Genomic DNA, 25979 nt, shown 5'->3' on the forward strand with positions numbered 1-25979 from the left:
GCGGGGACGGTCCGGCAGGCTGGCCCCATGGGTGCGTGGCAGCTCCTCCTGGCGGGGCTGGTGATGCTGCTCGGTCTGTTCGGCGTGCTCGTGCCGGGCGTGCCGGGGGTGTGGCTGGTGTGGGCGGCGGTGATGTGGTGGTCGCTCCAGGCCCAGACCGGGCAGGCCTGGTGGCTGCTCGTCGGCGCCACCGCGCTGCTGCTGCTGACGCAGGTCGTCGTCTGGCAGCTCCCGGCGCGCCGGCTGCGCGGTGTCGGCGTGACCCGGCGGATGGTGGCGTACGCGGGTATCGGCGCCCTGCTGGGGTTCATCCTGCTGCCGGTCGTCGGGGCCGTACCCGGTTACATCGGCGGGATCTACCTGTGCGAACGGCTCCGGCTGGGCGGGCACCGCCCGGCCATGACGTCCACCCGGACGGTCATGCGGGCGATCGGGACGAGTGTGCTGGTGGAGCTGTTCGCGTGCCTGATGATCGTCGGTGCGTGGATGGGCGCGGTGCTGGCCGAGAGCTGAGCAGGCGCGTGGCGTACGAGCGCCAGGGGCGCCATTCCTCCCGGTCCGCGTCCGCGTGCGGCGCCACGTCGGGGTCGCCGAGCGCCCGCATCCGGATCAGGGCGGCGGCCTCGGCGCTCACCCCAGGGACCGCGCGCAGCGCCCGCTCGGCCTCGTCGCGGTCGGCGCCCGCGTCGAGCCGCAGTTCCCCGGCCGCCAGGGCGGCGGCGAGCGGCCCGGCCACCGGGTGGCGGGTGAGGGTGCCCGGCTCGGGGAAGAGGTGCGTGAGCCCGCCGCACGGCACGTCCAGTCCCGTGCCGTACACCTCGACGAGCCGCGCCGCCTCGGCCCGGCCGACCAGGGCGCGTACGGCGAACTCCTCCGGCTCGGCGGCGCCGGGCGACCGCGGCGCGAGCGCGGGATCGACGCCGAGCCGCTCGGCCACCGCGTACGGGTCGGCGTCCAGGTCGAACAGGCGCCGCAGCCGCTGTACGGCGGTGGTGAGGTCCCGCAGGTCGGTCAGGTGCATCCGCGCGTCCAGCCACCGGCCGGGCGACCGCTCGTCGACGGCGACGATCCCGGAGCCGTACGGCAGCCGCAGCGTACGCCGGTACGTCCGGCCGCCCGCCGTGCCCACGACCTCCTCCACGCCCCGGACGGCCTCCCCCTCCAGCAGGTCGAAGACCTCACGCGCCGCGTACGCGCCCCGGTACGCGAGCCGCAGCGGAATCCCCCCGGTCCCCGCACCGGCGCCACGCGCCCGTGCCTGAGCGCGCAGCGCACTGGGCGTGCGCGCGTAGATCTGCCGCACCGTGTCGTTGAACTGCCGCACGCTGGCGAACCCGGCCGCGAACGCGATCTCCGTCACGGGCAGCCGGGTCGTCTGCAACAGCACCCGCGCGGTGTGGGCGCGCTGCGCCCGGGCCAGCGCGACGGGACCGGCGCCCAGCTCGGCGTTGAGCTGCCGCTGCACCTGCCGGGCGCTGTACCCGAGCTTGTCGGCGAGCCCGGGCACGCCCTCCCGGTCGACGACCCCGTCGCCGATCATCCGCATGGCGCGCCCGACGACATCGGCGCGTACGTTCCACGCGGCCGACCCCGGCACGGCGTCCGGCCTGCACCGCCGGCAGGCCCGGAAACCGTGCCGCTGCGCGGCGGCCGCGGTGGCGAAGAACCGCACGTTGCACCGCTTGGGCGTGACGGCGGGGCAGCTCGGCCGGCAGTAGATGCCGGTGGTCTCGACGGCGAAGAAGAACTCGCCGTCGAACCGCGCGTCCCGGCTGCTGACCGCCTCGTACCTGGTGTCGTCCTCCATGACACCCAGTCTCCGTGCCGCCGCCGGCCGCGCACTGGCGGTTTTCGGACATCGCGCCCGACCGGTGGGCGGCGCCGGGTCAGCGCACGCGGCCGCCGCGTTTGGCCTGCATGGCGGCGCGGCCCTCGGCGCCCTTGCGCTTCCAGTCCTTGAGGATCTCGGACCGGAGGCGTGCGTCGGTCTTCGCGACGATTCGCTGGTTCTCGCGCAGCAGCTTGCGGTAGCTGTCGAGCCGGCGTTCGGGCAGCGAGCCGTCCTCGATGGCGGCCAGCACCGCGCAGCCCGGTTCCGTGAGGTGTGCGCAGTCGTGGAAGCGGCAGCCCTCGGCCAGTTCCTCGATCTCCGAGAAGACCTGGCCGACGCCGGTCTGGGCGTCCCACAGGCCGACGCCCCGCAGCCCGGGTGTGTCGATGAGGACGCCTCCGCCCGGGAGGGCCAGGAGGTTGCGGGTGGTCGTGGTGTGCCGGCCCTTGCCGTCGACCTCGCGCGTGGCCTGGACGGCCATGACGTCCTCGCCGAGCAGGGCGTTGGCGAGGGTCGACTTGCCGGCGCCCGAGGTGCCGAGCAGCACGCTCGTGCCGCCCGCGACGACGGCGGCGAGCACGTCGACGCCTTGGCCGTCGGTCGCGCTCACGGGCAGCACCGGCACACCGGGCGCGGCCGTCTCGACGTCCTGCACGAGGTACGACAGACCGACCGGGTCGGGCACCAGGTCCGCCTTGGTGAGGACGACGTGCGGCTGGGCGCCCGATTCCCACGCCAGGGCGAGGAACCGTTCGATCCGGCCGAGGTCCAGCTCGACGGAGAGCGGCACGGCGATGATCGCGTGGTCGACGTTGGCGGCGAGGATCTGCCCCTCGGACCGCTGGGAGGAGGTGGAGCGTACGAAGGCGGTGCGGCGCGGCAGGTACGCGCGCACGTAGCGGGGGTTGCCGTCGGTCTCGACGGCGGCCCAGTCGCCGGTGCAGATGACCCGGAGGGGGTCGTGCGGGGTGACGAACGCGGTGTCCGCGCGGACGACGCCGTCCGCGGTGACGACGTCGCACTGGCCGCGGTCCACCCGTACGACGCGGCCGGGCGCCAGGCCCTGGTCGGCGTACGGGGCGAACTCGGCCTCCCAGTGGGCGTCCCAGCCGTACGGGGAGAGGGCGTGCGAGGGCGACGGAACGGAAGCGAGAGACAAGGGGGGACCCTTCGAAGGGTGGCCCCGGGCGGCGCCCGCTGCGGGCGGCGTGTCAGCCGGTGACCACGGAGGTGAAATGACGGAACGTCCGGATGTGGGCAGCGCCCATCGCAATGACAGCCATCGTTCACACCTCCCGGTCATACGCGCGCGGTTCGAGGTTCCACGGTCTCGCGGAACGCCCTCACTCTAGCCAGTCGGTCGCCGAACCCGCCAAGGGTTTTTCCGGCTACACCGCCTTGAGCGTGGCGGCACCGAACGACACGTCGAAGCGGTCGCACCAGATGCTGACGCTGGTGTACTTGTTGAGGTCGAACTCCTTGGGCAGCTCGTAGTTCTGGTCGCCCTTGTTGCCCTTGAGGTCGCCCAGACTCAGATAGGCGCCGTCGTCGAAGACGTGCCAGCCGGCCTTGCCCTCGCGCACGGGGGCATCGGTGACCCAGACCTTCAGGTCCGGGCCGTTGCTGGTGTCGAGGTTCTCGATCCGCAGGATCCGGGACCCGTCGGCCAGGGTCACCACGCGTACGGTGCCGGTGGTGCTGTGCTCATGGCTGATCAGGGTGCCGGTGGCGAGCGTCCGCGGCCCGGCCGGCCGGGTGGGCTTGGCCGAGGGGTCCGCCGAGGGATCGGCGGGCGCGGTGGACGGGGCTGCCGGCGGCACCGCCTCGCTCACCGTCTGGTCCGCCCACAGCTTCCACGGCTGGAACCAGTAGAGCCCGAAGCCCACCGCCGCCAGCACGAGCACCAGGGCTCCGATCACCACCGGACTGGTCATCAGACGTCGTACGCGTGTCACCGCTGCCTCCTCGTTTCCCGCATGTCCTGCATCCCATTCAACGCGGGAAAAGCCCTGTTGAGGGCCGTGACCCGATGACGAAAGTCTTACGTCGCGGCAGGCAGGGTCACCTCGAAGCGGCAGCCGCCCCGGACGTTGTGCACGCCCGCGTGGCCGTCGTGCGCCTCGACGATGCCGCGCACGATGGCCAGGCCCAGCCCGGCGCCCGCGGGCGGGGTGCGGGCGGCCGTGCCGCGCCAGCCGGTGTCGAACACCCGTGGCAGGTCGTCCTCCGGGATGCCGCCGCAACCGTCCGTGACGGACAGGACCACCTCGTCGGCGCGGCGCTCGGCGGCGACGGCGACCGTGCCATCGGGCGGCGTCCGGCGGATGGCGTTGACCAGGAGGTTGGCCAGCACCCGGGTCATCTCCCGGCCGTCCACCTCGACCGGCACGGCGTCGACCCGCTCGCCGACCAGCCGCACGCCCAGCTCCCGGGCGAGCGGGTCGGCACCCGCCATGGCCTCGCCGACCAGGTCGTACACGGATATCCGGGACGGGGTGAGCGCCAGCGTGCCGGCGTGGATGCGGGACAGGTCGAAGAGGTCGCCGACCATGGCGTTGAGCCGGTCCACCTCGGTGCGGATCTGCCGGAAGTAGCGCTGCGGGTCGGGCGCGACACCGTCCTCCAGGGCCTCCGACATGGCGCGCACTCCGGCCAGCGGCGTGCGCAGGTCGTGCGATATCCATGCGACGAGGTCGCGCCGGGAGGCCTCCAGCGCCTGCTCCCGCTCGCGTGACGCGGCCAGTTTGGCGCTGGTGGCGGCCAGTTCACGGCTGAGCGCCGCCAACTCGGCGGTGGAGGCGCCGTCCGGGGCGGCGAAGCTGCCGCCCTCACCGAACGAGCGGGCCGCGAGAGCCAGTTCCCGGCTGCGGGCGACGACCCAGCGGCCGAGGACCAGCGCGGTGGCGAGCGAGACCACCGCGGCCATGGCGACGACCGTGGTGACGACGGAGAAGTCGTGCGGGTCGAGGAGCATCGCTTTGCAGACGGCGAGGGTGCCCGCCAGCATCGCGGTCACCGTGACGGCCGCCACGACCGTCAGCGAGACCACGACCGACTTGTGGCGCAGGGCGCGCAGCACGAGGGCGCCGAGGAGTCCCGCGGCGGACGCCCCCGCGAGGGCGTACCCCGCGATGAGCAGCAGGTCACGCATCACGGCCTCCCTCGTCGTCCGGGTCCGCCTCGAAGCGGTACCCCACGCCCCACACCGTCCGGATCAGCCGGGGGTTCGCCGGGTCGTCCTCGACCTTGCCGCGCAGCCGCCGCACATGGACGGTGACGGTCGACAGGTCGCCGAACTCCCAGCCCCACACCTCGCGCATCAGGGCCTCCCTGCTGTGCGCCTGGCCGGGGTGGCGCATGAGGTGGCTGAGCAGGTCGAACTCGCGCAGCGTCAGCGACAGCTCCCGGCCGTCCCTGGTGGCCCGGCGGGCGGCCGGGTCGAGCGTGATGCCCGCGGCCCGCGCGGGCGCGGCGGCCGGGGGCTCGCCGCTGCGGCGCAGCACGGACTCGACGCGCAGCACCAGTTCGCGCGGGCTGAACGGCTTGGTCACGTAGTCGTCGGCACCGACCTCCAGGCCGAGGATGCGGTCCTCCTCGTCACCGCGCGCGGTGAGCATGATGACCGGCACCGGCCCCTGGTCGCGCAGCGTGCGGCACACCTCCAGGCCGTCCATGCCGGGCAGCATCAGGTCGAGGACGACGAGGTCGGGCCGGTGCGCGCCGGCGAGCCGCAGCGCCTCGGGGCCGTCGGCCGCCCGGGCCACGGCGAACCCTGCCCGCTCCAGGTAGCCCGAGACGACCTCCGAGACCGTGGGATCGTCGTCCACGACGAGGATGTTCCGCATGTCGCCAGTGTCACTCACCGCACTGACAACAACCATGACGATCCGGTGACGTCCGCCGGCGTCCGATTCGTACAAGACGCGGCTGTACGGTGCCGCCTACCGTCGCCGTATGACTACCGCACCCCGACTCGACGCGATCGGCCTGGTCGTCTCCGACATGGCCGCCTCCCTCGCCTTCTACCGCCGTCTCGGCCTGGACATCCCGGCCGGGGCCGAATCCGCCCCGCACGTGGAGGCCACCCTGCCCGGTGGCGTGCGGGTGCTGTGGGACACCGAGGAGGTGATCCGGTCGTTCGACCCGGACTGGACCCGCCCGAGCGGCGGGGACCGGGTCGGCCTGGCGTTTCGCTGCGCGAGCCCCGCCGAGGTCGACACGACCTACGAGGCGCTGGTCGCGGCCGGTCACCGGGGCCACCTGAAGCCGTGGGACGCGGTGTGGGGCCAGCGTTACGCGGTGGTGCTGGATCCGGACGGCTGCGGGGTGTCCCTGTTCGCCGACCGGGCGGCCGACCGGGCGTAGGCGCCCAGCGTGGTGCCGCCCAGGGCGCGCATCTCCCGCGCGAGGTGGGCCTGGTCGGTGCAGCCGGACTCGGCCGCCGCCCGCGCGTAGGGCGCGCCCGCCCGGACGAGCGCGAGGGCGCGTTGCAGCCGCAGCACCCGGGCCAGCGTCTTGGGCCCGTACCCGAAGGCGTCCAGCGACCGCCGGTGCAACTGCCGGGCGCCCAGCCCGACGGCCTCGGCCGCCCGGGCGACGGTCAGCCCGGCGTCCAGCCCGGCGACGACGGCCCGCAGCAGCGGATCGGGGCGCGGGGCGTCGGCGGCGCGCCGCAGGGCCAGGTCCTCCAGCGCGGCGGCCGGGTCGTCCGCCTCCCCCACCTGTTCGGCCAACTGCCGCACCCGGCCGCCCGGCCACAGGGCGGCGAGCTCCACGCGCCGGTCGCGCAGCTCGTGCGCGGGGACGCCGAGCAGCGTGGGGGCGTCCCCGGGGGCGAAGCGCACGCCTGCGTAAGGGGCGCCGGGGTTCTCGGGGACGTACGCCCGGGTGTCGGGCCCGGCGACGTAAAGCCGTCCCTCGCTCCACAGCAGGTCCATGCAGCCGTCGGGCAGCACGGAGAAAGGGGCCGCCGGCCCGCCGGTGACGGTCGTACGGGTCCAGACGACGGCGCCGTCGAGCCGCGAGGGCCGTTCCTCGTACACCCGTCCAAGGCTAGACGGATCCGCCCTCGTCCCGGCCCCGGTCCCTGTTCTTGTCCTGGTCCCTGTCCTTGTCCCTGTCCTTGTCTTTGCCCCGGTCGCGTTCGCGTTCCTTCTCCTTCGGGGTGTGCAGCCGGGACTTCACGTCGTCCGGGGGCAGGAACCGCGACCAGCGCTCGGGGAACTCCGAGGGCATGTCCGGGTCCTCGTCGTCCAGGCCCTCGACCGCCGCCTTGGCCCGGGCGACCAGTGCCGCGGCCTCGGCCGTGCGGGCGCGTTCGTTCTCGGCGCGGGCGGCGGCCGTGGCGACCGACGGCCAGACGCGGTCGATCGCCGCGTTCACCGCCGCGCCGACGAGGACCGCGAAGGCCGAGATGCCGATCCACAGCAGCACGGCGATGGGCGCGGCGAGCGAGCCGTAGATCGTCGGGCCCTCGACGGTGCTGGTGAGGTAGATGCGCAGCAGGAAACTGCCGAGCACCCACATGGCGAGGGCGACCAGCGCGCCGGGGACGTCCTCGATCCAGGGGGAGCGCACCGGGACGGACACGTGATACAGGGTCGTCAGGAAGGCGATGGACAGCAGGATGACGACCGGCCAGTACAGGACGGAGACGACCTCGGTGCCCCAGGGCACCAGTTCCACCACCCGGTCGGGGCCGACCACCGCCAGCGGCAGGACGACCGCGCCGATGAGCAGGGCGACGATGTAGAGCAGGAAGGCCAGCAGCCGGGTGGCGACGATGCCGCGGTGCCCGTCCAGGCCGTACATCACGGTGATGGTGTCGATGAAGACGTTCACCGCCCGCGAGCCGGACCACAGGGCGATGGCGAAACCGATCGAGATGATGTCCGGGCGGCCGCCGTGGGTGACGTCGGCCAGCAGCGGTTTGGCGATCTCGTTGACGCCCCGGTCGGACAGGACCGTGCCGACCGCCCCGAGGATGTTGCGCTCGATGGAGGCGACGGTGGTGGTGTCGGTCCACTCGTCGATGTAGCCGAGGAGGCCCAGGAGGCCGAGCATCAGGGGCGGCAGCGACAGGAGGGTGAAGAACGCCGCCTCGGCGGCGAGACCGAGGATCCGGTACTCGATGCACGAATTGACGGTGTCCTTCAGGAGCAGCCAGACCATCCTCCGCTTCGAGACGTTGCGGTAGAGGGCCCGGGCCCGGTGGAGTCTGCCCTGGGACCGAGGAGGCCCCGGGGGTGTTTCATTTGCTGCCTGCACCTCCTTACCGTATCCGCATGGCGACCACCACCCACACAGTGACCAACCAGCCTCCGCCCCTGGTCGGGTACGACGTCTTCACCGCCGATCACGCGCTGACCGAGGCCGTGGAACGTCATCTTCCGCTCGAACTCCTCGACGAGGCCCGCCAGGAGCTCTCCAAGCTCGGCACCACCGCCGGGTCCGCCCAGGCGCAGGAGTGGGGGTTCCTCGCCAACGAGAACCCGCCGAAACTGCGCACCCACGACCGGTACGGCCACCGGATCGACCACGTCGACTTCCACCCCTCCTGGCACCGGCTGCTCGGCCACGCCGTGACGAACGGGCTCACCAACGCCTGGGGCCGGCCGGGCGGCCATGTGCGGCGCGCCGCCGGGTTCCTGGTGTGGACGCAGACGGAGGCGGGGCACGGCTGCCCGCTGTCGATGACGCACGCCGCCGTCCCGGCGCTACGCACCGATCCCGCGCTCGCCGCCTTCTGGGAGCCGAAGCTGACGTCCCAGATCTACGAGGGCGAGGAGCTGCGGCCGGCCGCCGACAAGACCGGTGTGCTCTTCGGGATGGGCATGACGGAGAAGCAGGGCGGCAGCGACGTACGGGCGAACAGGACGGCCGCGACTCCCCTGGAGGCGGAGGGCGAGTACGTCCTGACGGGGCACAAGTGGTTCTGCTCGGCGCCGATGTCCGACGCCTTCCTGGTGCTGGCGCAGGCGCCCGGGGGCCTGACGTGTTTTCTGGTGCCGCGCGTACTGGAGGACGGTAACCGGAATGTGTTCCGGATCCAGCGGCTGAAGGACAAGCTCGGCAACCGGTCGAACGCGTCGAGCGAGGTGGAGTTCGACGGCACGTGGGCGCGCCGGGTCGGTGAGGAGGGGCGCGGGGTGCGCACCATCATCGAGATGGTGGCGGCGACCCGGCTGGACTGTGTGGTCGGCTCGGCCGCGCTGATGCGGCAGGCGGTGGCGCAGGCGGTGCACCACGCCGCGTACCGCAGCGCGTTCGGCGGCGTGCTGATCGAGAAGCCGCTGATGCGCAACGTCCTGGCCGATCTGGCGCTGGAGTCGGAGGCGGCGACGACGCTGGCGATGCGGCTGGCGGCCGCGTACGACTCCGGCAGCGAGCAGGAGAAGGCGTTCCTGCGGCTGGCGGTACCGGCGGCCAAGTACTGGGTGACCAAGCGCTGTACGCCGGTGACGGCGGAGGCGCTGGAGTGCCTGGGCGGCAACGGGTACGTGGAGGAGTCCGGGATGCCCCGGCTGCTGCGCGAGTCCCCGCTGAACTCGATCTGGGAGGGCTCGGGCAACGTCCAGGCGCTGGACGTGCTGCGGGCGCTCCAGAGGGAGCCGCAGGCGCTGAACGCGTTCCTGGAGGAGGTCGGCCGGGCGCGGGGCGCGGACCACCGGCTGGACGGGGCGATCAAGGACCTGCTGGCGGAACTGGCGGACCTGGACGGCATCGAGGCGCGGGCGCGGCGGCTGGTGGAGCGGATGGCGCTGGTGCTCCAGGGGTCGCTGCTGGTGCGCTGGGCGCCGCCGGCGGTGGCGGACGCGTTCTGCGCCTCGCGGCTGGGCGGCGACTGGGGGTCGGCGTTCGGGACGCTGCCGCACACCCTGGACCTGGCCGGCGTGGTCGAACGGTCGCGGGCCGTCGTCTGACACGGGCCCCTCGCCGGAGGGGTCCCGGGTGGTGTGGGACACGGCTCCCCCTGCGTGGGTTCGGCGAGTGAGCCGAAGGGGCGCGGCGGTGTCGAAAGGGAGAACGCGCGGAGGGTCGTGAGGAACGAGCGACCCGAGCACGATCGACCGTCGACACCGCCTCCAGCGCCCCGGAGGGGAACCGAGCCCAAAAAACAAGAGGTGGGCGCGGGCCGTGTGTCCGATCGGCCCGCGCCCGGAGAGCGGCTGGGATGGTGCTGCGCCGACACGGCACCATCCCGTCGCCCTACCACTGTCGTACGGGCGCGCGGCCGTGCGCGAGAGTTGCAAAGGGTTGCAGCGTTGTGGGCGATATCGGAGCGCACCGCCGCGGGGGCAGAGGAGGATGGGGTGACACGTACCAGCCACCAGGCGGGGCGGCAGCGGGGAGGACCGGTGCGTCAGGCCACAGTCGACATGTCACAGCTCGCCGCCATGGACACGCGTGAGGCGGCGTTGCTGCTCAAGGGCGTGCGGGACGCGGCGCTGAAGGGCGGGCGGTCCCCGCTGGCGCCGCGCGCCGACATTCGCGAGTCATGGCAGCGGATGCTGCGCAAGGGGGTGGATCCGGACAAGGACCACCGTTCGGGGCTGCTGCCGCCGGGGGAGATCGAGCGGCGCCGTGCCGCCTCACCGCTGGCGGAGCTGCTGCCGGTGCTGCGGGAGGGGCTGGTGTCCTGCTCGGCCGGGTCCGACGCGGTGCGGCACATCATGGTCGTGGCGGACGCCGAGGGCCGGGTGCTGTGGCGCGAGGGCAGTGCGGCCGTGCTGCGGAAGGCGGACGGGCACGGGTTCGAGCCGGGTGCCGACTGGGCGGAGACGACGGTCGGTACCAACGGGGTGGGCACCGCGCTGGTGACCCGCCGCCCGGTGCAGGTGCACTCGGCGGAGCACTTCGTCTCGACGCACCACTCGTGGACGTGCGCGGGCGCGCCGATCACCGATCCACGGGACGGGCGACTGCTGGGCGCGGTGGACGTGAGCGGTCCACTGGCCACGATGCACCCGGCGACGCTGATGCTGGTGAGTTCGGTGGCCCGGCTGGCGGAGGCGGAGCTGCGCAACCGGCACTTCGCCGATCTGGCGCGGCTGCGTGCCGTGGCGGCGCCGATCCTGTGCCGGGTGGGCGGCAGGGCGCTGGCCGTGGACGCCCACGGGTGGCTGGCCGGGGTGACCGGGATGCCACCGGTGGACCGGCTGCCGCTGCCGGCGTCGTTCCGGGCGGGGCGGGTGTGGCTGCCGTCGCTGGGCACGTGCGACGTGGAGCCGCTGCCCGGCGGGTGGCTGCTGCGGCCGGTGGACGAGGAGGCGCGGGCGGCGGGCACGTCGAGCCGGGTGGTGCTGGACGTGAGCCGGCCGCGCCGCTGGTCGCTGGAGGTGTCGGGGGCGGCGGGGAGCTGGACGCAGGAGCTGAGCCCGCGCCACGCCGAGCTGCTCTACCTGCTGGCCCTGCACCCGGCCGGCCGCACGGCCGCGGAGCTGGCGTACGACGTGTTCGGCGACCGCACCCGTACGGTGACGGTCCGCGCCGAGATGTCGCGGGTACGCCGTACTCTCGCGGGCGTGCTGGACCACCGCCCGTACCGCTTCCGCGAGGACGTCGGGGTGGAGGTGGTCCGCCCCGAGGACCCGGCCGACCTGCTCCCCCACTCCTCGGCCCCGGCGGTCCGCGCCTCACGTGGTGAGGAGGAGGGGCCGGGGTAGCCGATCGCCCCGCCGGCCGGCCACGTGGTTCCCTTACGGACATGAGCATCACCGTGACCACCTGGTCCCTCGAACAGACCTCCCCCGACGATCTGCGTCCGGCGGCCGAGCCCTCCGGGGACGTCCGGATCGTGCGCGCCGAGGTGCCCTCGGCCGAGTTCAGCCGGTTCCTCTATACGGCGGTGGGCGGCGACATCCGCTGGACGGACCGGCTCGGGCTGACGTACGCCCAGTGGCAGGAGATCGTCGAGCGGCCCGGGGCCGAGATCTGGGTGGCGTACGACCGGGGGACGCCGGCCGGGTACGTGGAGCTGGACCCGCAGGACGACGGGGTCGTGGAGATCATCTACTTCGGGCTGATACCGGCGTTCCGGGGGCGGCGGATCGGCGGGCACCTGCTGTCGTACGGTGTGGCGCGCGCCTGGGACCTGGCGGAGCGGTGGCCGGGGCGGACGCCGACGAAGCGGGTGTGGCTGCACACCTGCTCCCTGGACGGGGAGCACGCGATGGACAACTATCTGCGTCGTGGCTTCCGGCTCTTCGACACCAAGGTGACGGAGGAGCCGGACACGGCCGCCCCGGGGCCGTGGCCGGGGGCGGGCACCGTCTGAGCGGCCGGCCGGTCGACCGCCGGTCCCCTCGCCCCGAGCGCGGGGGCCGGCCCGGATCCGAGTGATCCACAACACACGCGTCCACGATACGGGACACCTATGTCCATATCGTGGACGAACCTGGACTGCGTCCAAAGTCCCATGGCACGCTTCCGTCATGTCTCGAGCTGGAATTGCCTTGGTGAGTCGGCGGCACGTCGACCTCGGCCGCATGTCCAGCGCCATCTGTCCGGTGAGCTGAGCAAGCCAGCACCACCGCGATCCCCCGAACTTCTGAACCCCCAGCGCACCGCCGCGCCATCCCCTGCTCAGCGCGCGAGTGTGCAGGTCAGAGCCGCCCTCCTGCAGTCCCGAAGGACGTATCGTCATGGCCGCCACCCCGGAAAAGCCCGCCTCCGCCACCGCCCGTCGCAAGACCGGGCGCCACCGTGGCGAGGGTCAGTGGGCCGTGGGCCACTTCACGCCCCTCAACGGCAACGAGCAGTTCAAGAAGGACGACGACGGTCTCAACGTACGGACACGCATTGAGACGATCTACTCCAAGGCCGGCTTCGACTCCATCGACCCCAACGACCTGCGCGGCCGGATGCGCTGGTGGGGTCTCTACACCCAGCGCAAGCCCGGGATCGACGGCGGCAAGACCGCGATCCTGGAGCCGGAGGAGCTGGACGACGAGTACTTCATGCTGCGCGTCCGCATCGACGGCGGGCGGCTGACCACCGAGCAGCTCCGGGTCATCGGTGAGATCTCGCAGGAGTTCGCGCGCGGGACCGCCGACATCACGGACCGGCAGAACATCCAGTACCACTGGATCCGGATCGAGGACGTGCCCGAGATCTGGAACCGCCTGGAGGCCGTGGGCCTGTCCACGACCGAGGCGTGCGGCGACACCCCGCGTGTCATCCTCGGCTCCCCGGTCGCCGGGATCGCCGAGGACGAGATCATCGACGGCACCCCGGCCATCGATGAGATCCACCGCCGGATCGTGGGCAACAAGGACTTCTCCAACCTGCCCCGCAAGTTCAAGTCGGCGATCTCCGGCTCCCCGCTGCTCGACGTGGCGCACGAGATCAACGACATCGCCTTCGTCGGTGTGAACCACCCCGAGCACGGCCCCGGCTTCGACCTCTGGGTCGGCGGCGGCCTGTCCACCAACCCCAAGATCGGTGTGCGGCTCGGCGCCTGGGTCCCGCTCGACGAGGTCCCGGACGTGTACGAGGGCGTCATCTCGATCTTCCGCGACTACGGGTACCGGCGGCTGCGCAACCGCGCCCGCCTGAAGTTCCTGGTCGCCGACTGGGGCGCCGAGAAGTTCCGCCGGGTGCTGGAGGACGAGTACCTCAAGCGCCCGCTGATCGACGGCCCGGCGCCCGAGCAGCCCGTCCAGCAGTGGCGTGACCACGTGGGCGTGCACCGGCAGAAGGACGGCCGGTTCTACGTCGGCTTCGCGCCGCGCGTCGGCCGCGTCGACGGCACCACGCTCACCAAGATCGCCGAGGTGGCGGCGGCACACGGCTCCGGCCGGCTGCGGACCACCGCCGAGCAGAAGATGCTCGTCCTCGACGTCGAGGAGGCGCAGGTCGAGTCGCTGGTGGCGGGTCTGGAGGCGCTGGACCTCCAGGTCAAGCCGTCGCCGTTCCGGCGCGGCACGATGGCCTGCACCGGCATCGAGTTCTGCAAGCTGGCGATCGTCGAGACCAAGGCGCGCGGCGCGTCGCTGATCGACGAGCTGGAGCGCCGCATCCCGGACTTCGACGAGCCGATCACCATCAACATCAACGGCTGCCCCAACGCCTGCGCGCGTATCCAGGTGGCGGACATCGGTCTCAAGGGCCAGCTCGTGCTCGACGACGAGGGCAACCAGGTGGAGGGCTACCAGGTCCACCTCGGCGGCGCGCTCGGCCTGGAGCCGGGCTTCGGCCGCAAGGTGCGCGGCCTGAAGGTCACCTCCGCCGAACTGCCCGACTACATCGAGCGGGTCCTCACGCGCTTCCAGGCGGAGCGCGAGGACGGCGAGCGCTTCGCCACCTGGGCGGCGCGCGCGTCGGAGGAGGCCCTCTCATGAGCGAGCGTGCGGCGCCCTTCTACTGCCCGTACTGCGGCGACGAGGACCTGCGTCCCAGCGAGCAGGGACACGGCGCCTGGGAATGCGCGGCATGCAATCGAGCCTTCCAGTTGAAGTTCCTCGGGCTGCTGACCCGGGGACTTCAGCGCAACGACGGTGGAGGGGAAGCGATATGACGGCGATTCAGAGCACTGACCGGAAGAGCGGGGAAGAGCTCAAGGCGCTCGCCGAGCGGGCGGGCCGGGACCTCGAGGAGGCGTCGCCCCTGGAGATCCTGACGTGGGCGGCCGACACCTTCGGCCCGCGCTTCTGCGTCACCTCCTCCATGGAGGACGCGGTCGTCGCCCACCTCGCCTCCCGGGCCTTCCCGGGCGTGGACGTCGTCTTCCTCGACACCGGATACCACTTCCCCGAGACCATCGGGACCCGGGACGCGGTCGAGGCCGTGATGGACGTCAACGTCATCACCCTCACCCCGCGCCAGACGGTGGCCGAGCAGGACGCCGAGTACGGCCCGAAGCTGCACGACCGCAACCCGGACCTGTGCTGCGCGCTGCGCAAGGTCAAGCCCCTCGAAGAGGGCCTGACCGCGTACGACGCGTGGGCGACCGGGCTGCGCCGCGACGAGTCCCCGACCCGGGCGAACACCCCGGTCGTCGGCTGGGACGAGAAGCGGCAGAAGGTCAAGATCTCGCCGATCGCCCGCTGGACGCAGGACGACGTGGACGCGTACGTCGCCGAGCACGGCGTCCTGACCAACCCGCTGCTGATGGACGGGTACGCCTCCGTCGGCTGCGCGCCCTGCACGCGCCGCGTGCTGGAGGGCGAGGACGCACGGGCCGGCCGCTGGGCGGGCCGGGCGAAGACCGAGTGCGGGCTGCACGGCTGATGACGACTGTGGGAGAAGAGAACGTGACTGGGGCCACCATCTGGCTCACCGGGCTGCCGAGCGCCGGCAAGACCACGATCGCCTACGAACTGGCGGACCGGCTGCGCGCCGAGGGCCGCCGGGTCGAGGTGCTCGACGGCGACGAGATCCGCGAGTTCCTCTCGGCGGGCCTCGGGTTCAGCCGCGAGGACCGGCACACCAACGTGCAGCGGATCGGCTTCGTCGCCGAGCTGCTGGCGTCGAACGGTGTGCACGTCCTGGTGCCCGTCATCGCCCCGTACGCGGACAGCCGGGAGGCCGTGCGCAAGCGCCACCAGCAGGAAGGCACTCCGTACGTCGAGGTGCACGTCGCCACTCCGGTGGAGGTGTGCTCCGTACGGGATGTGAAGGGGCTGTACGCCAAGCAGGCCGCGGGCGAGATCAGCGGCCTGACCGGTGTGGACGACCCGTACGAGGAGCCGGAGGCACCGGACCTCAGGATCGAGTCCCAGAACCAGACCGTGCAGGAGTCCGCCGCGGCGGTCCACGCCCTGCTGACCGAGAGGGGACTGGCGTGACCACGAGCGTCAACGTCGTGAACGAGGCGGCTGACAATTCCCAGGGCGACAGCCCGTTCGCGCTGTCCCACCTGGACTCCCTGGAGTCCGAGGCGGTGCACATCTTCCGTGAGGTGGCGGGTGAGTTCGAGCGGCCGGTGATCCTTTTCTCCGGTGGCAAGGACTCGATCGTCATGCTGCACCTGGCGCTGAAGGCGTTCGCCCCGGCCGCCATCCCGTTCTCGCTGCTGCACGTCGACACCGGGCACAACTTCCCCGAGGTCATCGAGTACCGCGACCGTACGGTCGAGAAGCACGGGCTGCGGCTGCACGTGGCCTCCGTGCAGGACTACATCGACCGTGGCGTCCTCAAGGAGCGCCCGGACGGCACCCGCAACCCGTTGCAGACCGTGCCGCTGACCGAGGCCATCCAGGAGCACCGCTTCGACGCCGTGTTCGGCGGCGGGCGGCGTGACGAGGAGAAGGCGCGGGCGAAGGAGCGGGTGTTCTCGCTGCGGGACGAGTTCTCGCAGTGGGACCCGCGCCGGCAGCGGCCCGAGCTGTGGCAGCTCTACAACGGCCGGCACGCGCCGGGTGAGCACGTGCGCGTGTTCCCGCTGTCCAACTGGACCGAGCTGGACGTGTGGCAGTACATCGAGCGCGAGGGCATCGAGCTGCCGCAGATCTACTTCGCGCACGAGCGTGAGGTGTTCTCCCGCAACGGCATGTGGCTGACGGCCGGCGAATGGGGCGGCCCCAAGGACACCGAGCCGGTGGAGAAGCGGATGATCCGCTACCGCACCGTCGGGGACATGTCCTGCACCGGTGCCGTCGACTCCGACGCCACCACGCTCCAGGCCGTGATCGCCGAGATCGCCGCGTCCCGGCTCACCGAGCGGGGCGCCACCCGCGCCGACGACAAGCTGTCCGAGGCCGCGATGGAAGACCGCAAGCGCGAAGGGTACTTCTAGACATGAGCACCACGAGCGAGCAGCTCGCCGACCTGTCGGCCACCACCCTGCTGCGTTTCGCGACCGCCGGTTCGGTCGACGACGGCAAGTCCACGCTGGTGGGCCGGCTGCTGCACGACTCCAAGTCGGTCCTGGCCGACCAGTTGGAGGCCGTCGAGGCCGCGTCCCTGAGCCGTGGCCAGGACGCCCCGGACCTGGCGCTGCTGACCGACGGCCTGCGGGCCGAGCGGGAGCAGGGCATCACCATCGATGTCGCCTACCGCTACTTCGCCACGCCCCGGCGCCGGTTCATCCTGGCCGACACGCCCGGCCACGTGCAGTACACCCGCAACATGGTCACCGGCGCCTCGACCGCCGAGCTGGCCGTGGTCCTGGTCGACGCCCGCAACGGTGTCGTCGAGCAGACCCGCCGGCACGCCGCCGTGGCCGCGCTGCTGCGCGTCCCGCACGTGGTGCTGGCCGTGAACAAGATGGACCTCGTCGACTACGCGGAGCCGGTCTTCGCGGCGATCGCCGAGGAGTTCACCACGTACGCCTCCGAGCTGGGCGTCCCGGAGATCACCGCGATCCCCATCTCGGCGCTCGCCGGTGACAACGTGGTGGAGCCGTCCGCCAACATGGACTGGTACGGCGGCCCGACGGTGCTGGAGCACCTGGAGACCGTTCCGGTCAGCCACGACCTGACCGCCTGCCACGCCCGGTTCCCGGTGCAGTACGTGATCCGTCCCCAGACGGCCGAGCACCCGGACTACCGGGGCTATGCGGGTCAGATCGCGGCCGGTGCCTTCCGCGTCGGCGAGCGGGTCACCGTGCTGCCGTCCGGGCGTACCAGCACCATCAACGCGATCGACGCGCTCGGCGCGTCCGTCGACATCGCGTGGGCGCCGCAGTCGGTGACGATCCGGCTGGCCGACGACATCGACATCTCGCGCGGCGACCTGATCGCCCCGTCCGCCGACGCCCCGGCGACCACCCAGGACGTGGTGGCGACGGTGTGCCACGTGGCGGACCAGCCGCTGAGCGTCGGGCAGCGGGTGCTGCTGAAGCACACCACCCGTACGGTCAAGGCGATCGTCAAGGACATCCCGTCCCGGCTGACGCTGGACGACCTGTCCCAGCACCCGTCGCCCGGTCAGCTCGTCGCCAACGACATCGGCCGGGTCGTGGTGCGCACCGCCGAACCGCTGGCGCTCGACACCTACGCCGACTCGCGGCGTACCGGTTCGTTCCTGCTCATCGACCCGTCGGACGGCACCACCCTCGCGGCGGGCATGGCGGGCGAGTCCTTCGCCTCGGCCAAGGCCGTCGTGGTGCAGGAGGACGAGGACGGCTGGGACTTCTGATGACGACGGACGTCTACGCCACCTTCGCGAAGGAGGGCGGCCGGGTCGGCAGCGGCGCCCTCGGCGCGGGGACCGGGGGTGTCGCGCGATGTGCCCGATGACGCGCACCCTCCCGCCCCGTACCGCCGAAGACCCACATCCGCCGACCTCCCGGCCACCGCGACCCTGACGACAGGGGACGTGGAGCCGGGCCGACGAGAGGAACACCCTCCCGTGCCTGCCACGTCCCGCACCACCGCCTCCCTGCGCCGCACTCTCGCCGCTGCCGCCGCCCTGCCGCTGGTCATCGGTGTGCTCGCCTCCTGCGGCTACGGCTCCCAGGCGCCCAAGGAGACCCGGGCGGAGGCCAAGGGCGAGAAGCTCTCGGCCGACCGGGTACGGCTCGGCTACTTCCCCAACCTGACCCACGCCACCGCCCTGGTGGGTGACCAGAAGGGCATCCTCCAAAAGGAGCTGGGCGGCACCAAGCTGGAGGTCTCCACCTTCAACGCCGGCCCGTCCGAGATCGAGGCGCTCAACGCCGACTCGATCGACATCGGCTTCATCGGCCCGTCCCCCGCGATCAACGGCTTCGTCAAGTCCAAGGGCCAGAACCTCCGGATCATCGGTGGTTCGGCGTCGGGCGGGGTGAAGCTGGTCGTCAACCCGGACAAGATCAAGTCCGTGGCGGACGTCAAGGGCAAGCGGATCGCCACCCCGCAGCACGGCAACACCCAGGACGTGGCGTTCCTCAACTGGGTGGCCGAACAGGGCTGGAAGGTCGACCCGCAGAGCGGCAAGGGCGACGTCTCCGTGGTCCGCACGGACAACAAGGTGGCCCCCGACGCCTACAAGTCCGGTTCCATCGACGGCGCGTGGGTGCCCGAGCCGACCGCGTCCAAGCTGGTCAGCGAGGGCGCCAAGGTGCTGCTGGACGAGGCGTCGCTGTGGCCGGACCAGAAGTTCGTGATCACCAACATCATCGTGTCGCAGAGGTTCCTCAAGGAGCACCCGGACGTCGTCGAGGCGGTGCTGCGCGGCTCGGTGAAGACCAACGCCTGGATCAACGCCAACCCGGACGAGGCGAAGGCGTCCGCCAACGCCAGGCTGAAGGCCCTCACCGGCAAGCCGCTGGGTGACGAGGTGATCGACTCGGCCTGGCCGTCGATCCGGTTCACCGACGACCCGCTGGCCGCCACGCTCAAGGCGCAGGCCGACCACGCGGTGAAGGCGGGGCTGCTGGAGGAGCCGGATCTGAACGGCATCTACGACCTGAAGCCGCTCAACAAGGTCCTCAAGGCCGAGGGCAAGCCCGCGGTCGCCGACGCCGGTCTCGGCGCCGAGTAACCATCCATCCGCATCGCTCCCAGGAGGTGACGACCATGGCCACCACGATCGCCAAGGCCGAGGACCGCGCGGCGCTGTCGACGCACGCCGCCCGCATTGAGCACGTCTCGAAGTCCTTCGCCACCCCGGCCGGGCAGCAGCTCGTCCTCGACGACATCTCACTCGATGTGGCACCGGGCGAGTTCGTCACCCTCCTGGGCGCGTCGGGCTGCGGCAAGTCGACGCTGCTCAACCTGGTCGCCGGACTCGACCGGCCGACCTCGGGGTCGATCGACACGCCGGGCGGCCGGCCCGCCCTGATGTTCCAGGAACACGCGCTGTTCCCGTGGCTGACGGCCGGCAAGAACATCGAGCTGGCGCTGCGGCTGCGCGGCGTCGCCAAGAACGAGCGGCGCGACGAGGCGGAGCGGCTGCTGGAGCTGGTGCGGCTGAAGGGCTCGTACGGCAAGCGGGTGCACGAGCTGTCCGGTGGGATGCGGCAGCGCGTGGCGCTGGCCCGCGCGCTCGCCCAGGACAGCGATCTGCTGCTGATGGACGAGCCGTTCGCGGCGCTGGACGCCATCACGCGGGACGTCCTGCACGACGAGCTGACCCGGATCTGGCGCGAGACGCGGCTTTCGGTGCTGTTCGTCACGCACAACGTGCGCGAGGCGGTGCGGCTGGCCGAGCGCGTGGTCCTGCTGTCGTCCCGGCCCGGGCGGATCGCCCGCCAGTGGGACATCGGCATCCCTCAGCCGCGCCGCATCGAGGACGCCGCGGTGGCGGAGCTGTCCGTCGAGATCACCGAAGAACTGCGTGGGGAGATCCGCCGTCATGGCCAGCACTGAAACGACGACCGTCCAGAAGGCGGACGACCTCGCCGGCCTGGAAGCCGGGCTCGACGCTCTCGACGCCGTGCAGGTGGCCCGTACCCCCGTGCGCAACGTCCTGCTCCAGAAGGTCCTGCCGCCGGTGGTGGCCGTCGCACTGGTGCTGGTGGTGTGGCAGTTGCTGGTGTGGGCTCAGGTCACGGACGAGTTCAAGCTGCCGCCGCCGTCCGCGGTGTGGGACAGCCTGCGCACCATGTGGCTGCAGGGCACGCTCTTCGACGTGCTGTGGACCAGTGTGTCCCGGGCGTTGCTCGGCTTCCTGATGGCACTGGCCATCGGTACGCCCCTGGGCCTGCTGGTGGCGCGGGTGAAGTTCGTGCGGGCCGCGATCGGGCCGATCCTCTCGGGCCTCCAGTCGTTGCCGTCGGTGGCCTGGGTGGCGCCCGCCGTGCTCTGGATCGGCCTCAACGACTCGATGATGTACGCGGTGATCCTGCTGGGCGCCGTCCCGTCGATCGCCAACGGTCTGGTGGCGGGCGTGGACCAGGTGCCGCCGCTGTTCCTGCGGGCCGGGCGGACGCTCGGGGCGACCGGGTTGCGGGGCGCCTGGCACATCGTGATGCCGGCCGCGCTGCCCGGCTACCTCGCGGGCCTGAAGCAGGGCTGGGCGTTCTCGTGGCGGTCGCTGATGGCCGCCGAGATCATCGCGTCCTCCCCCGAACTGGGGCTGGGCCTCGGGCAGTTGCTGGAGAACGGCCGCAACAACATCGACATGCCCGGCATCTTCCTGGCGATCATCCTCATCCTGGTCGTCGGCATCGCCATCGACCTGTTGATCTTCAGCCCGCTGGAGCGGGCGGTGCTGCGCCGCCGCGGGCTGCTGGTGAAGAGCTGAGCCCTGCCATGAACCGTCCCGTCCTGCTCGTCATCGCCCACGGCAGCCGCGACCCGCGGCACGCCGCGACCGTGCACGCCCTGGTGCGGCGGGCGGGCTGCTTGCGCCCCGGCGTACGGGTGGAGACGGCGTTCCTGGACTTCAACGTGCCGTCGGTGGCGGGCGTGCTGGAGCGGCTGGCGTCCGAGGGCGTGCGCGACGTGGTCGCCCTGCCGCTGCTGCTGACCCGCGCGTTCCACGCCAAGGCGGACATCCCGGCGGTACTGCGGGAGGCGCCGCCGGGCTTGCGGATCCGGCAGGCTCCCGTCCTCGGGCCGTCGCCGCTGCTGATCGCGGCGCTGGAGCGGCGGCTGTACGAGGCGGGGCTCACGCCCGCCGACAAGCGCTCGACCGGGGTCGTCCTGGCCTCGGCGGGCTCCACCGACCCGGAGGCGATCGCAGTGATCGCTGAAATGGCGCGGGAGCTGCGGCACACCGGTTGGTGCGCCGTGCGGCCTGCGTTCGCCTCCGCATCTCTTCCCCGCACCGAGGACGCGGTACGGGCGCTGCGCGCCGATGGCGTGCGCCGCGTGGCGGTCGCCCCGTACGTCATCGCGCCCGGCCGCCTTCCGGACCGTATCGCCGAGGGCGCGGCCGGGGCGGACGTCCTCGCGGACGTGCTCGGCCCCTCCCCGGAACTGGCGACGCTGCTGCTGGAACGGTACGACGAGACGCGCCGCGCCGAGGAGCGGGCGGCGGCGGCCTAGCCTCCGGCCGTTGTGGCCAGGACCGGCCGGACGGCGTGCCCTTGTGGGCCGTGCGCTCAGTCGCGGGTCAGCTCCACCAGCTTGAGGACAGTGTTCCAGTTGCGGGTGGTGGCGGTGATGCCCTTGAGGAGGGCGGGGCGTGAGAGGGCGTCGGCCAGTTTGGAGCGGCCGAGCCCGTCGGGGGCGTACAGGTACAGGACCCGGTCGCCGAGCCGGAACTCCTCGGGGAGGAACGCGGCCTGGTCGAGGCTGGCGAACCGGTCCGGCGTGACGGGCTCGGAGAAGTAGGTGACGTGGAGCTGCTTCGCCTCCAGCTCGGCCGCCGGGAAGGGGCAGGCGTCGGCGACGGCGCGCAGGTACGGGCCGCCGCGGACGAGGCAGTCGACGCCGAAGCCGAAGCGCTTCTCGATGGCCGCCGCCAGCTCGGCGGCCAGGGTGTCCTCGCCGGCGCCGGAGGCGCTGGTGAAGGCGGCGTTGCCGCTCTGGAGGTACGTCGTGACGTCGGTGTGCCCCAGTTCGGTCAGCAGCGTGCGCAGTTGTGCCATCGGCACCTTCTTGTGGCCGCTGACATTGATTCCGCGCAGCAGGGCGGCGTACCTGGTCGTCATGGTCACACGATAGGACGGCCGCCGTGCCCCGTGGGGGAGGGCACGGCGGCCGCCGGTCAGAGGGTCCGGTGGGCTACTCGACGATCTTCAGTAGCTTGTTCGCCGTGCCCTGGGAGGGGTTGGAGATCTTGTCGGGCGTGGCACCGTCGGTGAGGGCCTTGGCGACCTGCTCCGGGGTGGCGTCCTTGTGGCCCGCCAGGTAGACGGCGGCGGCGCCGACGACGTGGGGCGTCGCCATGGACGTACCGGATATGGTCTTGGTGCCCTCGTCGCTGTCGTTCCAGGCCGAGGTGATGTCCGAGCCGGGGGCGTAGATGTCCACGACCGAGCCGTAGTTGGAGAAGTCCGACTGCTGGTCGTCCTTGGTGGAGGAGGCGACGGTGATGGCCTCCTGGACGCGGGCCGGGGAGCCCTGTCCGGCGTCCGTGGATTCGTTGCCGGCGGCGACACCGAAGGTGACACCGGAGGCGATGGCCTTCTTGACGGCCTCGTCGAGCGCCGGGTCGGCGCCGCCGCCCAGGCTCATGTTGGCGACGGAGGGGCCCTGGTGGTTCTTGGTGACCCAGTCGATGCCCGCGACGACCTGCTCGGTGGTGCCGGAGCCGTTGTCGTCGAGCACGCGGACGGCGACGATCTTCGCCTTCTTGGCGACACCGTGCGCGGCGCCGGCGATGGTGCCGGCGACGTGGGTGCCGTGGCCGTTGCCGTCGCTGGCATCGTTGTCGTTGTCGACGGCGTCGAAGCCGGAGACCGCCCGGCCCTCGAAGTCCTTGTGCCCGATGCGTACGCCGGTGTCGATGACGTACGCGGTGACGCCCTCGCCCGCGTTGTCGGGGTAGGTGTACTTGCTGTCGCCGGCGGTGTCGGCCTGGTCGATGCGGTCGAGGCCCCAGGACGGCGGGTTGTCCTGGGTGGCGTTGATGCTGAACTTCTTGTTCTGGACGACCTTGGCGACGGCCGGGTCGGCCGCCAGCCGCTTGGCCTCGGTCTGCGAAAGCCCGTTCGCGGAGAAGCCGTTGACGGCCGAGCTGTAGCTGCGCTGGAGCGTGCCGCCGTACTCCTCGGCGAGCTTCTCCTTGTCCGCCTTCTCGTCCAGCAGCACGATGTAGCTGCCGGAGACGGCACCTTCGGCGCCGAGGCCGTAGACCGTGCCTTCGGCGGGCGCGGGGGCGGGGGCGGCACCGGCGTGGGCCGCACCGAAGGCGGTGAGGCCGGCGACGACGGTTGTGGCGGCGATGAGCCGAACTCCACGTGCGCGCTTGTGAGTTGTCATGAAGAGGGGTCTCCTCGTCATCAATATGTGTGGGGGGATTGACCGCCGGACGAAAGATCTTCCGGCGTTCGTTCGAAACCCTGGTCGATTGATGCGCGCAGATCAAGGACTTCACATAGCTGTGACTTACTCAACAAACTTCCTTAATAACAAAACGCCCATGAGGTAACTCACCAGACAAAGAGGCGTGGCGTGCCCCAAATGAGCACGCCACGCCTCTTCCCGGGAGGAGTCGGTATCAGCGGTCGCGCCGCACCGGAAGTTCCGCCTCGATCAGGTCCGCCGCCCGCTTGGTGCCGCCCTCGGCCGCCATCCGCCGCCGGATCTCCTCCGCCCGCCGGGCCACCTCCGGGTCACCGGCCAGCTCCAGCACCGCCGCCCGCAGGGCATCGGCCGTGGCGTCGGCCATCGGGAGGTGCCGGGCGACGCCGAGCGAGGCCAGCATGTCGGCGTTGCCGAACTGGTCGACGGCCTGCGGGACGGCCACCATGGGCGTACCGGTGGCGAGGCCCTCCTGGCTGCCGCCCGCGCCCGCGTGCGTGATGAACGCGTCCGCCTGCCGGAGGATCGCCAACTGCGGTACCCAGCGGTGGGCTTCGACGTTGGCGGGCAGGTCCCCGAGCTCGGCGGGGTCGACGTACTTGCCGATCTGGAGCACGACGTGCCAGCCCGACAGGTCCCCGAAGGCCTCGGCGCAACGGCGGTAGAAGTCCGGCTGCTTGGTGAACGTCGAGCCGAGCGAGACCAGCACGACCTTCTCGGCGCCGGCCGGCCGCCGCCACTCCCCCTGGTCGCTCCGGTCGCCCTGGCAGGCGCCGACGAAGGTGTAGACGGACTCGTCGACCCGGTCGGCGTTCGGCTGGAGCGCCTTGGGGATGAGCACGACGGCCTTGCGGGGGCGCGCGATCAGCCGGTCGGGGTGGGTGTCGACCCCATTCTCCGCGAGCCACGCCTCGAAGCGCGCGTAGTACGCCTTGCCGCGCTCGGACGCCTTGAGGTCGGCGTACATCGGCTCGGCGACCTCCTCCTCGTACCCCTCCCAGGGGACGAGGTGCGGCCACAGCGAGACGGCGGGCACGCCCCAGCGGTGCGCGAGGACGGGTGCCGGGTAGGCGGCGGTGTCGTGGAGGACCAGGTCCGGCTCGTCACCCTCGAAGGCCGCCGCGAGCTGGGGCAGCGCCTGGATGGCGTCGTCCAGGAAGGGCTCGATGTTGTCGATCAGCTCGGTCCCCCACGCCTCCGGGTCCTCCTCGGCCGGGAGCGTCGAGGTGTAGATGACGGGCTCCGCGCCGGCCGCGGCCACCTTGTCCGCGAAGGAGGCGGGGATCGCGTAACTGACGCGGTGCCCACGGGCGACGAGCTCCCGGATCACTTCGATGCTCGGATTGACGTGCCCGTGGGCGGGGATGGAGAACATGGCGATATGGGCACGATCTACGGCGTTCATGCCCCCTAGACTAAGCGAGACGATACGTATCGTCCAATTAGAGGAGTGCCCGGTGCAGCGCGAGCCACCCCTCCGGGGGTACGTGGGCGACCACGACCGACCGGTCCAGACCCGCCGCCCGGAACGCCCGCTCCAGCCGCCGCGCCGAATGCCCCTCCCGGCGCAGCGAGGCGTACACCGAGCCGCCCACGCCCCCGAAGCCCGCCTCGACGAGCCGCCGGTACGCGGCCGCCTCACCGGGCGGCAGCAGCGGCCTGGCCCGCCGCTCGACGCGCAGGATCGCGGCGTCCACCCGGGGCACGGGCCGGAACTCCCGGCGCCCGACACGGCCCAGGAACGCCCAGGAGAACCACGGCCACTGACTGACCGTCAGCCGTGACCAGCGCCCGTAGTCGCCGGTGCGCTTGCGGGCGTACTCGAGCTGGGTGATCAGCGTCGCGTCGGTGAGCGCGGGTGCCCCCAGGCACCAGTCGACGATGGCGGCGGTGCGGGAGAAGGGGACGTTGCCGACGACGGCGAACGGTTCGCGCGGCGGGCGGACGGCGAGGAAGTCCCCGGCCACCACGCGCACCCCGGCCTCGTCGGCGAACCGGGCGCGCAGCCCCGGCAGCAGCCGGTCGTCGATCTCGTACGCCCGCAGCTTGCTGACGTGCGGGGCGAAGGCCGCGGTCAGCACCCCTTGTCCGGCGCCCACTTCGAGCAGCAGCCGGCCGGGCTCGGGACGTGCGGCCCGCACGAGGCGGTCGGGGACGGTGGTGGAGGGGGCGAGGAAGTTCTGCGACAGCTCGCGCCGGCGAGTGCGCGTGCGGGGGCGGGCGGGCGGGGATGTGTGCGTACGGGCGGGGATGTGCGTGCGGGCATACGGGCGGGCCATGGCCTGCGGTCCTTGTCTCCGTGACGGGCATACGGGCAGACGAAGGCCCTGACCGGAGACGGTGTGGTGCGGGGGCGCTCAGCAGGACGG

The 25979-nt window shown here is 72.1% G+C and carries 27 protein-coding genes; 16 read left to right on the forward strand and 11 right to left on the reverse strand.

Translation table 11 applies throughout. The annotated features are described in order from the left end of the window. The first annotated feature begins 27 nt into the window (after positions 1 to 27). Positions 28 to 513, forward strand: coding sequence for a DUF456 domain-containing protein (locus ACZ46W_RS04675; protein ID WP_468331235.1), 486 nt, complete (start codon positions 28 to 30; stop codon positions 511 to 513). Here ACZ46W_RS04675 and ACZ46W_RS04680 read toward each other — a convergent pair. The 5 genes from ACZ46W_RS04680 to ACZ46W_RS04700 form a co-directional block, all read right to left on the reverse strand. Further along, a complete protein-coding gene (locus tag ACZ46W_RS04680) occupies positions 419 to 1807 on the reverse strand; it encodes an Ada metal-binding domain-containing protein (RefSeq protein WP_468331238.1) in 1389 nt (462 codons plus the stop codon). The two genes, ACZ46W_RS04675 and ACZ46W_RS04680, sit on opposite strands and share 95 nt — an antisense overlap. 79 nt (positions 1808 to 1886) lie before the next feature. Then, the gene (rsgA, locus tag ACZ46W_RS04685) at positions 1887 to 2990 is read right to left on the reverse strand and encodes a ribosome small subunit-dependent GTPase A (protein ID WP_468331241.1); all 1104 of its coding nucleotides are present in this window, start codon (positions 2988 to 2990) and stop codon (positions 1887 to 1889) included. Between the two features lie 229 nt (positions 2991 to 3219). Continuing rightward, the gene (locus ACZ46W_RS04690) at positions 3220 to 3765 is read right to left on the reverse strand and encodes a DM13 domain-containing protein (RefSeq protein WP_468332448.1); all 546 of its coding nucleotides are present in this window, start codon (positions 3763 to 3765) and stop codon (positions 3220 to 3222) included. A 107-nt stretch (positions 3766 to 3872) separates the two neighbouring features. After that, positions 3873 to 4982 carry a sensor histidine kinase gene (locus ACZ46W_RS04695; protein ID WP_468331244.1) on the reverse strand — a complete coding sequence of 370 codons (1110 nt, stop codon included), beginning with the start codon at positions 4980 to 4982 and terminating at the stop codon, positions 3873 to 3875. Beyond that, entirely contained in the window at positions 4975 to 5676 is a 702-nt protein-coding gene (locus tag ACZ46W_RS04700) for a response regulator (RefSeq protein ID WP_468331247.1), read from the reverse strand. The genes ACZ46W_RS04695 and ACZ46W_RS04700 overlap by 8 nt, the downstream gene beginning before the upstream one ends. 109 nt (positions 5677 to 5785) lie before the next feature. Here ACZ46W_RS04700 and ACZ46W_RS04705 point away from each other — a divergent pair, with 109 nt between their 5' ends. Next, positions 5786 to 6196, forward strand: coding sequence for a VOC family protein (locus tag ACZ46W_RS04705; RefSeq protein ID WP_468331250.1), 411 nt, complete (start codon positions 5786 to 5788; stop codon positions 6194 to 6196). On the opposite strand, the gene ACZ46W_RS04710 is transcribed toward ACZ46W_RS04705, so the two are convergent. Continuing rightward, entirely contained in the window at positions 6124 to 6873 is a 750-nt protein-coding gene (locus ACZ46W_RS04710; RefSeq protein WP_468331253.1) for a DUF6597 domain-containing transcriptional factor, read from the reverse strand. The genes ACZ46W_RS04705 and ACZ46W_RS04710 overlap by 73 nt on opposite strands. Positions 6874 to 6883: 10 nt before the next feature. Further along, positions 6884 to 8098 carry a YihY/virulence factor BrkB family protein gene (locus ACZ46W_RS04715; RefSeq protein ID WP_468331256.1) on the reverse strand — a complete coding sequence of 405 codons (1215 nt, stop codon included), beginning with the start codon at positions 8096 to 8098 and terminating at the stop codon, positions 6884 to 6886. Between the two features lie 17 nt (positions 8099 to 8115). Between ACZ46W_RS04715 and ACZ46W_RS04720 the strand changes: the two genes are divergently transcribed. The 14 genes from ACZ46W_RS04720 to ACZ46W_RS04785 all read left to right on the forward strand — a co-directional run bounded on the left by ACZ46W_RS04720 (position 8116) and on the right by ACZ46W_RS04785 (position 21687). Beyond that, a complete protein-coding gene (locus tag ACZ46W_RS04720) occupies positions 8116 to 9753 on the forward strand; it encodes an acyl-CoA dehydrogenase family protein (RefSeq protein ID WP_468331259.1) in 1638 nt (545 codons plus the stop codon). Positions 9754 to 10188: 435 nt separating this feature from the next. Beyond that, positions 10189 to 11496: a helix-turn-helix domain-containing protein gene (locus ACZ46W_RS04725; protein WP_468331262.1), complete on the forward strand. Its 1308-nt coding sequence runs from the start codon at positions 10189 to 10191 to the stop codon at positions 11494 to 11496. Positions 11497 to 11537: 41 nt separating this feature from the next. Next, positions 11538 to 12107 (forward strand): GNAT family N-acetyltransferase, encoded by a 570-nt coding sequence (locus ACZ46W_RS04730; protein ID WP_468331266.1) that lies wholly within the window; start codon positions 11538 to 11540, stop codon positions 12105 to 12107. Positions 12108 to 12264: 157 nt separating this feature from the next. Next, a complete protein-coding gene (locus ACZ46W_RS04735) occupies positions 12265 to 12348 on the forward strand; it encodes a putative leader peptide (RefSeq protein WP_312846103.1) in 84 nt (27 codons plus the stop codon). Positions 12349 to 12474: 126 nt separating this feature from the next. After that, entirely contained in the window at positions 12475 to 14172 is a 1698-nt protein-coding gene (locus ACZ46W_RS04740; RefSeq protein WP_468331269.1) for a nitrite/sulfite reductase, read from the forward strand. Then, positions 14169 to 14348, forward strand: coding sequence for a hypothetical protein (locus ACZ46W_RS04745; RefSeq protein ID WP_073755130.1), 180 nt, complete (start codon positions 14169 to 14171; stop codon positions 14346 to 14348). The genes ACZ46W_RS04740 and ACZ46W_RS04745 overlap by 4 nt, the downstream gene beginning before the upstream one ends. Next, positions 14345 to 15061 carry a phosphoadenylyl-sulfate reductase gene (locus ACZ46W_RS04750; protein ID WP_468331272.1) on the forward strand — a complete coding sequence of 239 codons (717 nt, stop codon included), beginning with the start codon at positions 14345 to 14347 and terminating at the stop codon, positions 15059 to 15061. The genes ACZ46W_RS04745 and ACZ46W_RS04750 overlap by 4 nt, the downstream gene beginning before the upstream one ends. Then, positions 15061 to 15618, forward strand: coding sequence for an adenylyl-sulfate kinase (cysC, locus tag ACZ46W_RS04755; protein ID WP_468331275.1), 558 nt, complete (start codon positions 15061 to 15063; stop codon positions 15616 to 15618). Before ACZ46W_RS04750 ends, cysC begins: the two co-directional genes overlap by 1 nt. 17 nt (positions 15619 to 15635) lie before the next feature. Further along, a complete protein-coding gene (gene cysD / locus ACZ46W_RS04760; protein WP_468332451.1) occupies positions 15636 to 16568 on the forward strand; it encodes a sulfate adenylyltransferase subunit CysD in 933 nt (310 codons plus the stop codon). Between the two features lie 2 nt (positions 16569 to 16570). After that, the gene (locus ACZ46W_RS04765) at positions 16571 to 17911 is read left to right on the forward strand and encodes a sulfate adenylyltransferase subunit 1 (RefSeq protein WP_468331278.1); all 1341 of its coding nucleotides are present in this window, start codon (positions 16571 to 16573) and stop codon (positions 17909 to 17911) included. Positions 17912 to 18124: 213 nt separating this feature from the next. Further along, positions 18125 to 19237 (forward strand): aliphatic sulfonate ABC transporter substrate-binding protein, encoded by a 1113-nt coding sequence (locus ACZ46W_RS04770; RefSeq protein WP_468331281.1) that lies wholly within the window; start codon positions 18125 to 18127, stop codon positions 19235 to 19237. A gap of 35 nt (positions 19238 to 19272) precedes the next feature. Then, entirely contained in the window at positions 19273 to 20064 is a 792-nt protein-coding gene (locus tag ACZ46W_RS04775; RefSeq protein ID WP_468331284.1) for an ABC transporter ATP-binding protein, read from the forward strand. Next, positions 20051 to 20941, forward strand: coding sequence for an ABC transporter permease (locus ACZ46W_RS04780; protein WP_468331287.1), 891 nt, complete (start codon positions 20051 to 20053; stop codon positions 20939 to 20941). The genes ACZ46W_RS04775 and ACZ46W_RS04780 overlap by 14 nt, the downstream gene beginning before the upstream one ends. A gap of 8 nt (positions 20942 to 20949) precedes the next feature. Then, positions 20950 to 21687, forward strand: a complete 738-nt coding sequence (locus tag ACZ46W_RS04785) for a sirohydrochlorin chelatase (protein ID WP_468331290.1) — start codon at positions 20950 to 20952, stop codon at positions 21685 to 21687. Between the two features lie 56 nt (positions 21688 to 21743). Here ACZ46W_RS04785 and ACZ46W_RS04790 read toward each other — a convergent pair whose 3' ends face one another. The 4 genes from ACZ46W_RS04790 to erm form a co-directional block, all read right to left on the reverse strand. Then, positions 21744 to 22295 (reverse strand): DUF1697 domain-containing protein, encoded by a 552-nt coding sequence (locus ACZ46W_RS04790; RefSeq protein ID WP_468331293.1) that lies wholly within the window; start codon positions 22293 to 22295, stop codon positions 21744 to 21746. Positions 22296 to 22368: 73 nt separating this feature from the next. Beyond that, entirely contained in the window at positions 22369 to 23568 is a 1200-nt protein-coding gene (locus ACZ46W_RS04795) for a S8 family peptidase (protein ID WP_468331296.1), read from the reverse strand. A 238-nt stretch (positions 23569 to 23806) separates the two neighbouring features. Further along, entirely contained in the window at positions 23807 to 25015 is a 1209-nt protein-coding gene (gene mgt, locus ACZ46W_RS04800; protein WP_468331299.1) for a macrolide-inactivating glycosyltransferase, read from the reverse strand. 37 nt (positions 25016 to 25052) lie between these two features. Continuing rightward, positions 25053 to 25889, reverse strand: a complete 837-nt coding sequence (gene erm / locus ACZ46W_RS04805; protein WP_468331302.1) for an ErmE/ErmH/ErmO/ErmR family 23S rRNA (adenine(2058)-N(6))-methyltransferase — start codon at positions 25887 to 25889, stop codon at positions 25053 to 25055. Positions 25890 to 25979: the final 90 nt, after the last annotated feature.

The organism is Streptomyces sp. NPDC031064, from assembly GCF_055570965.1.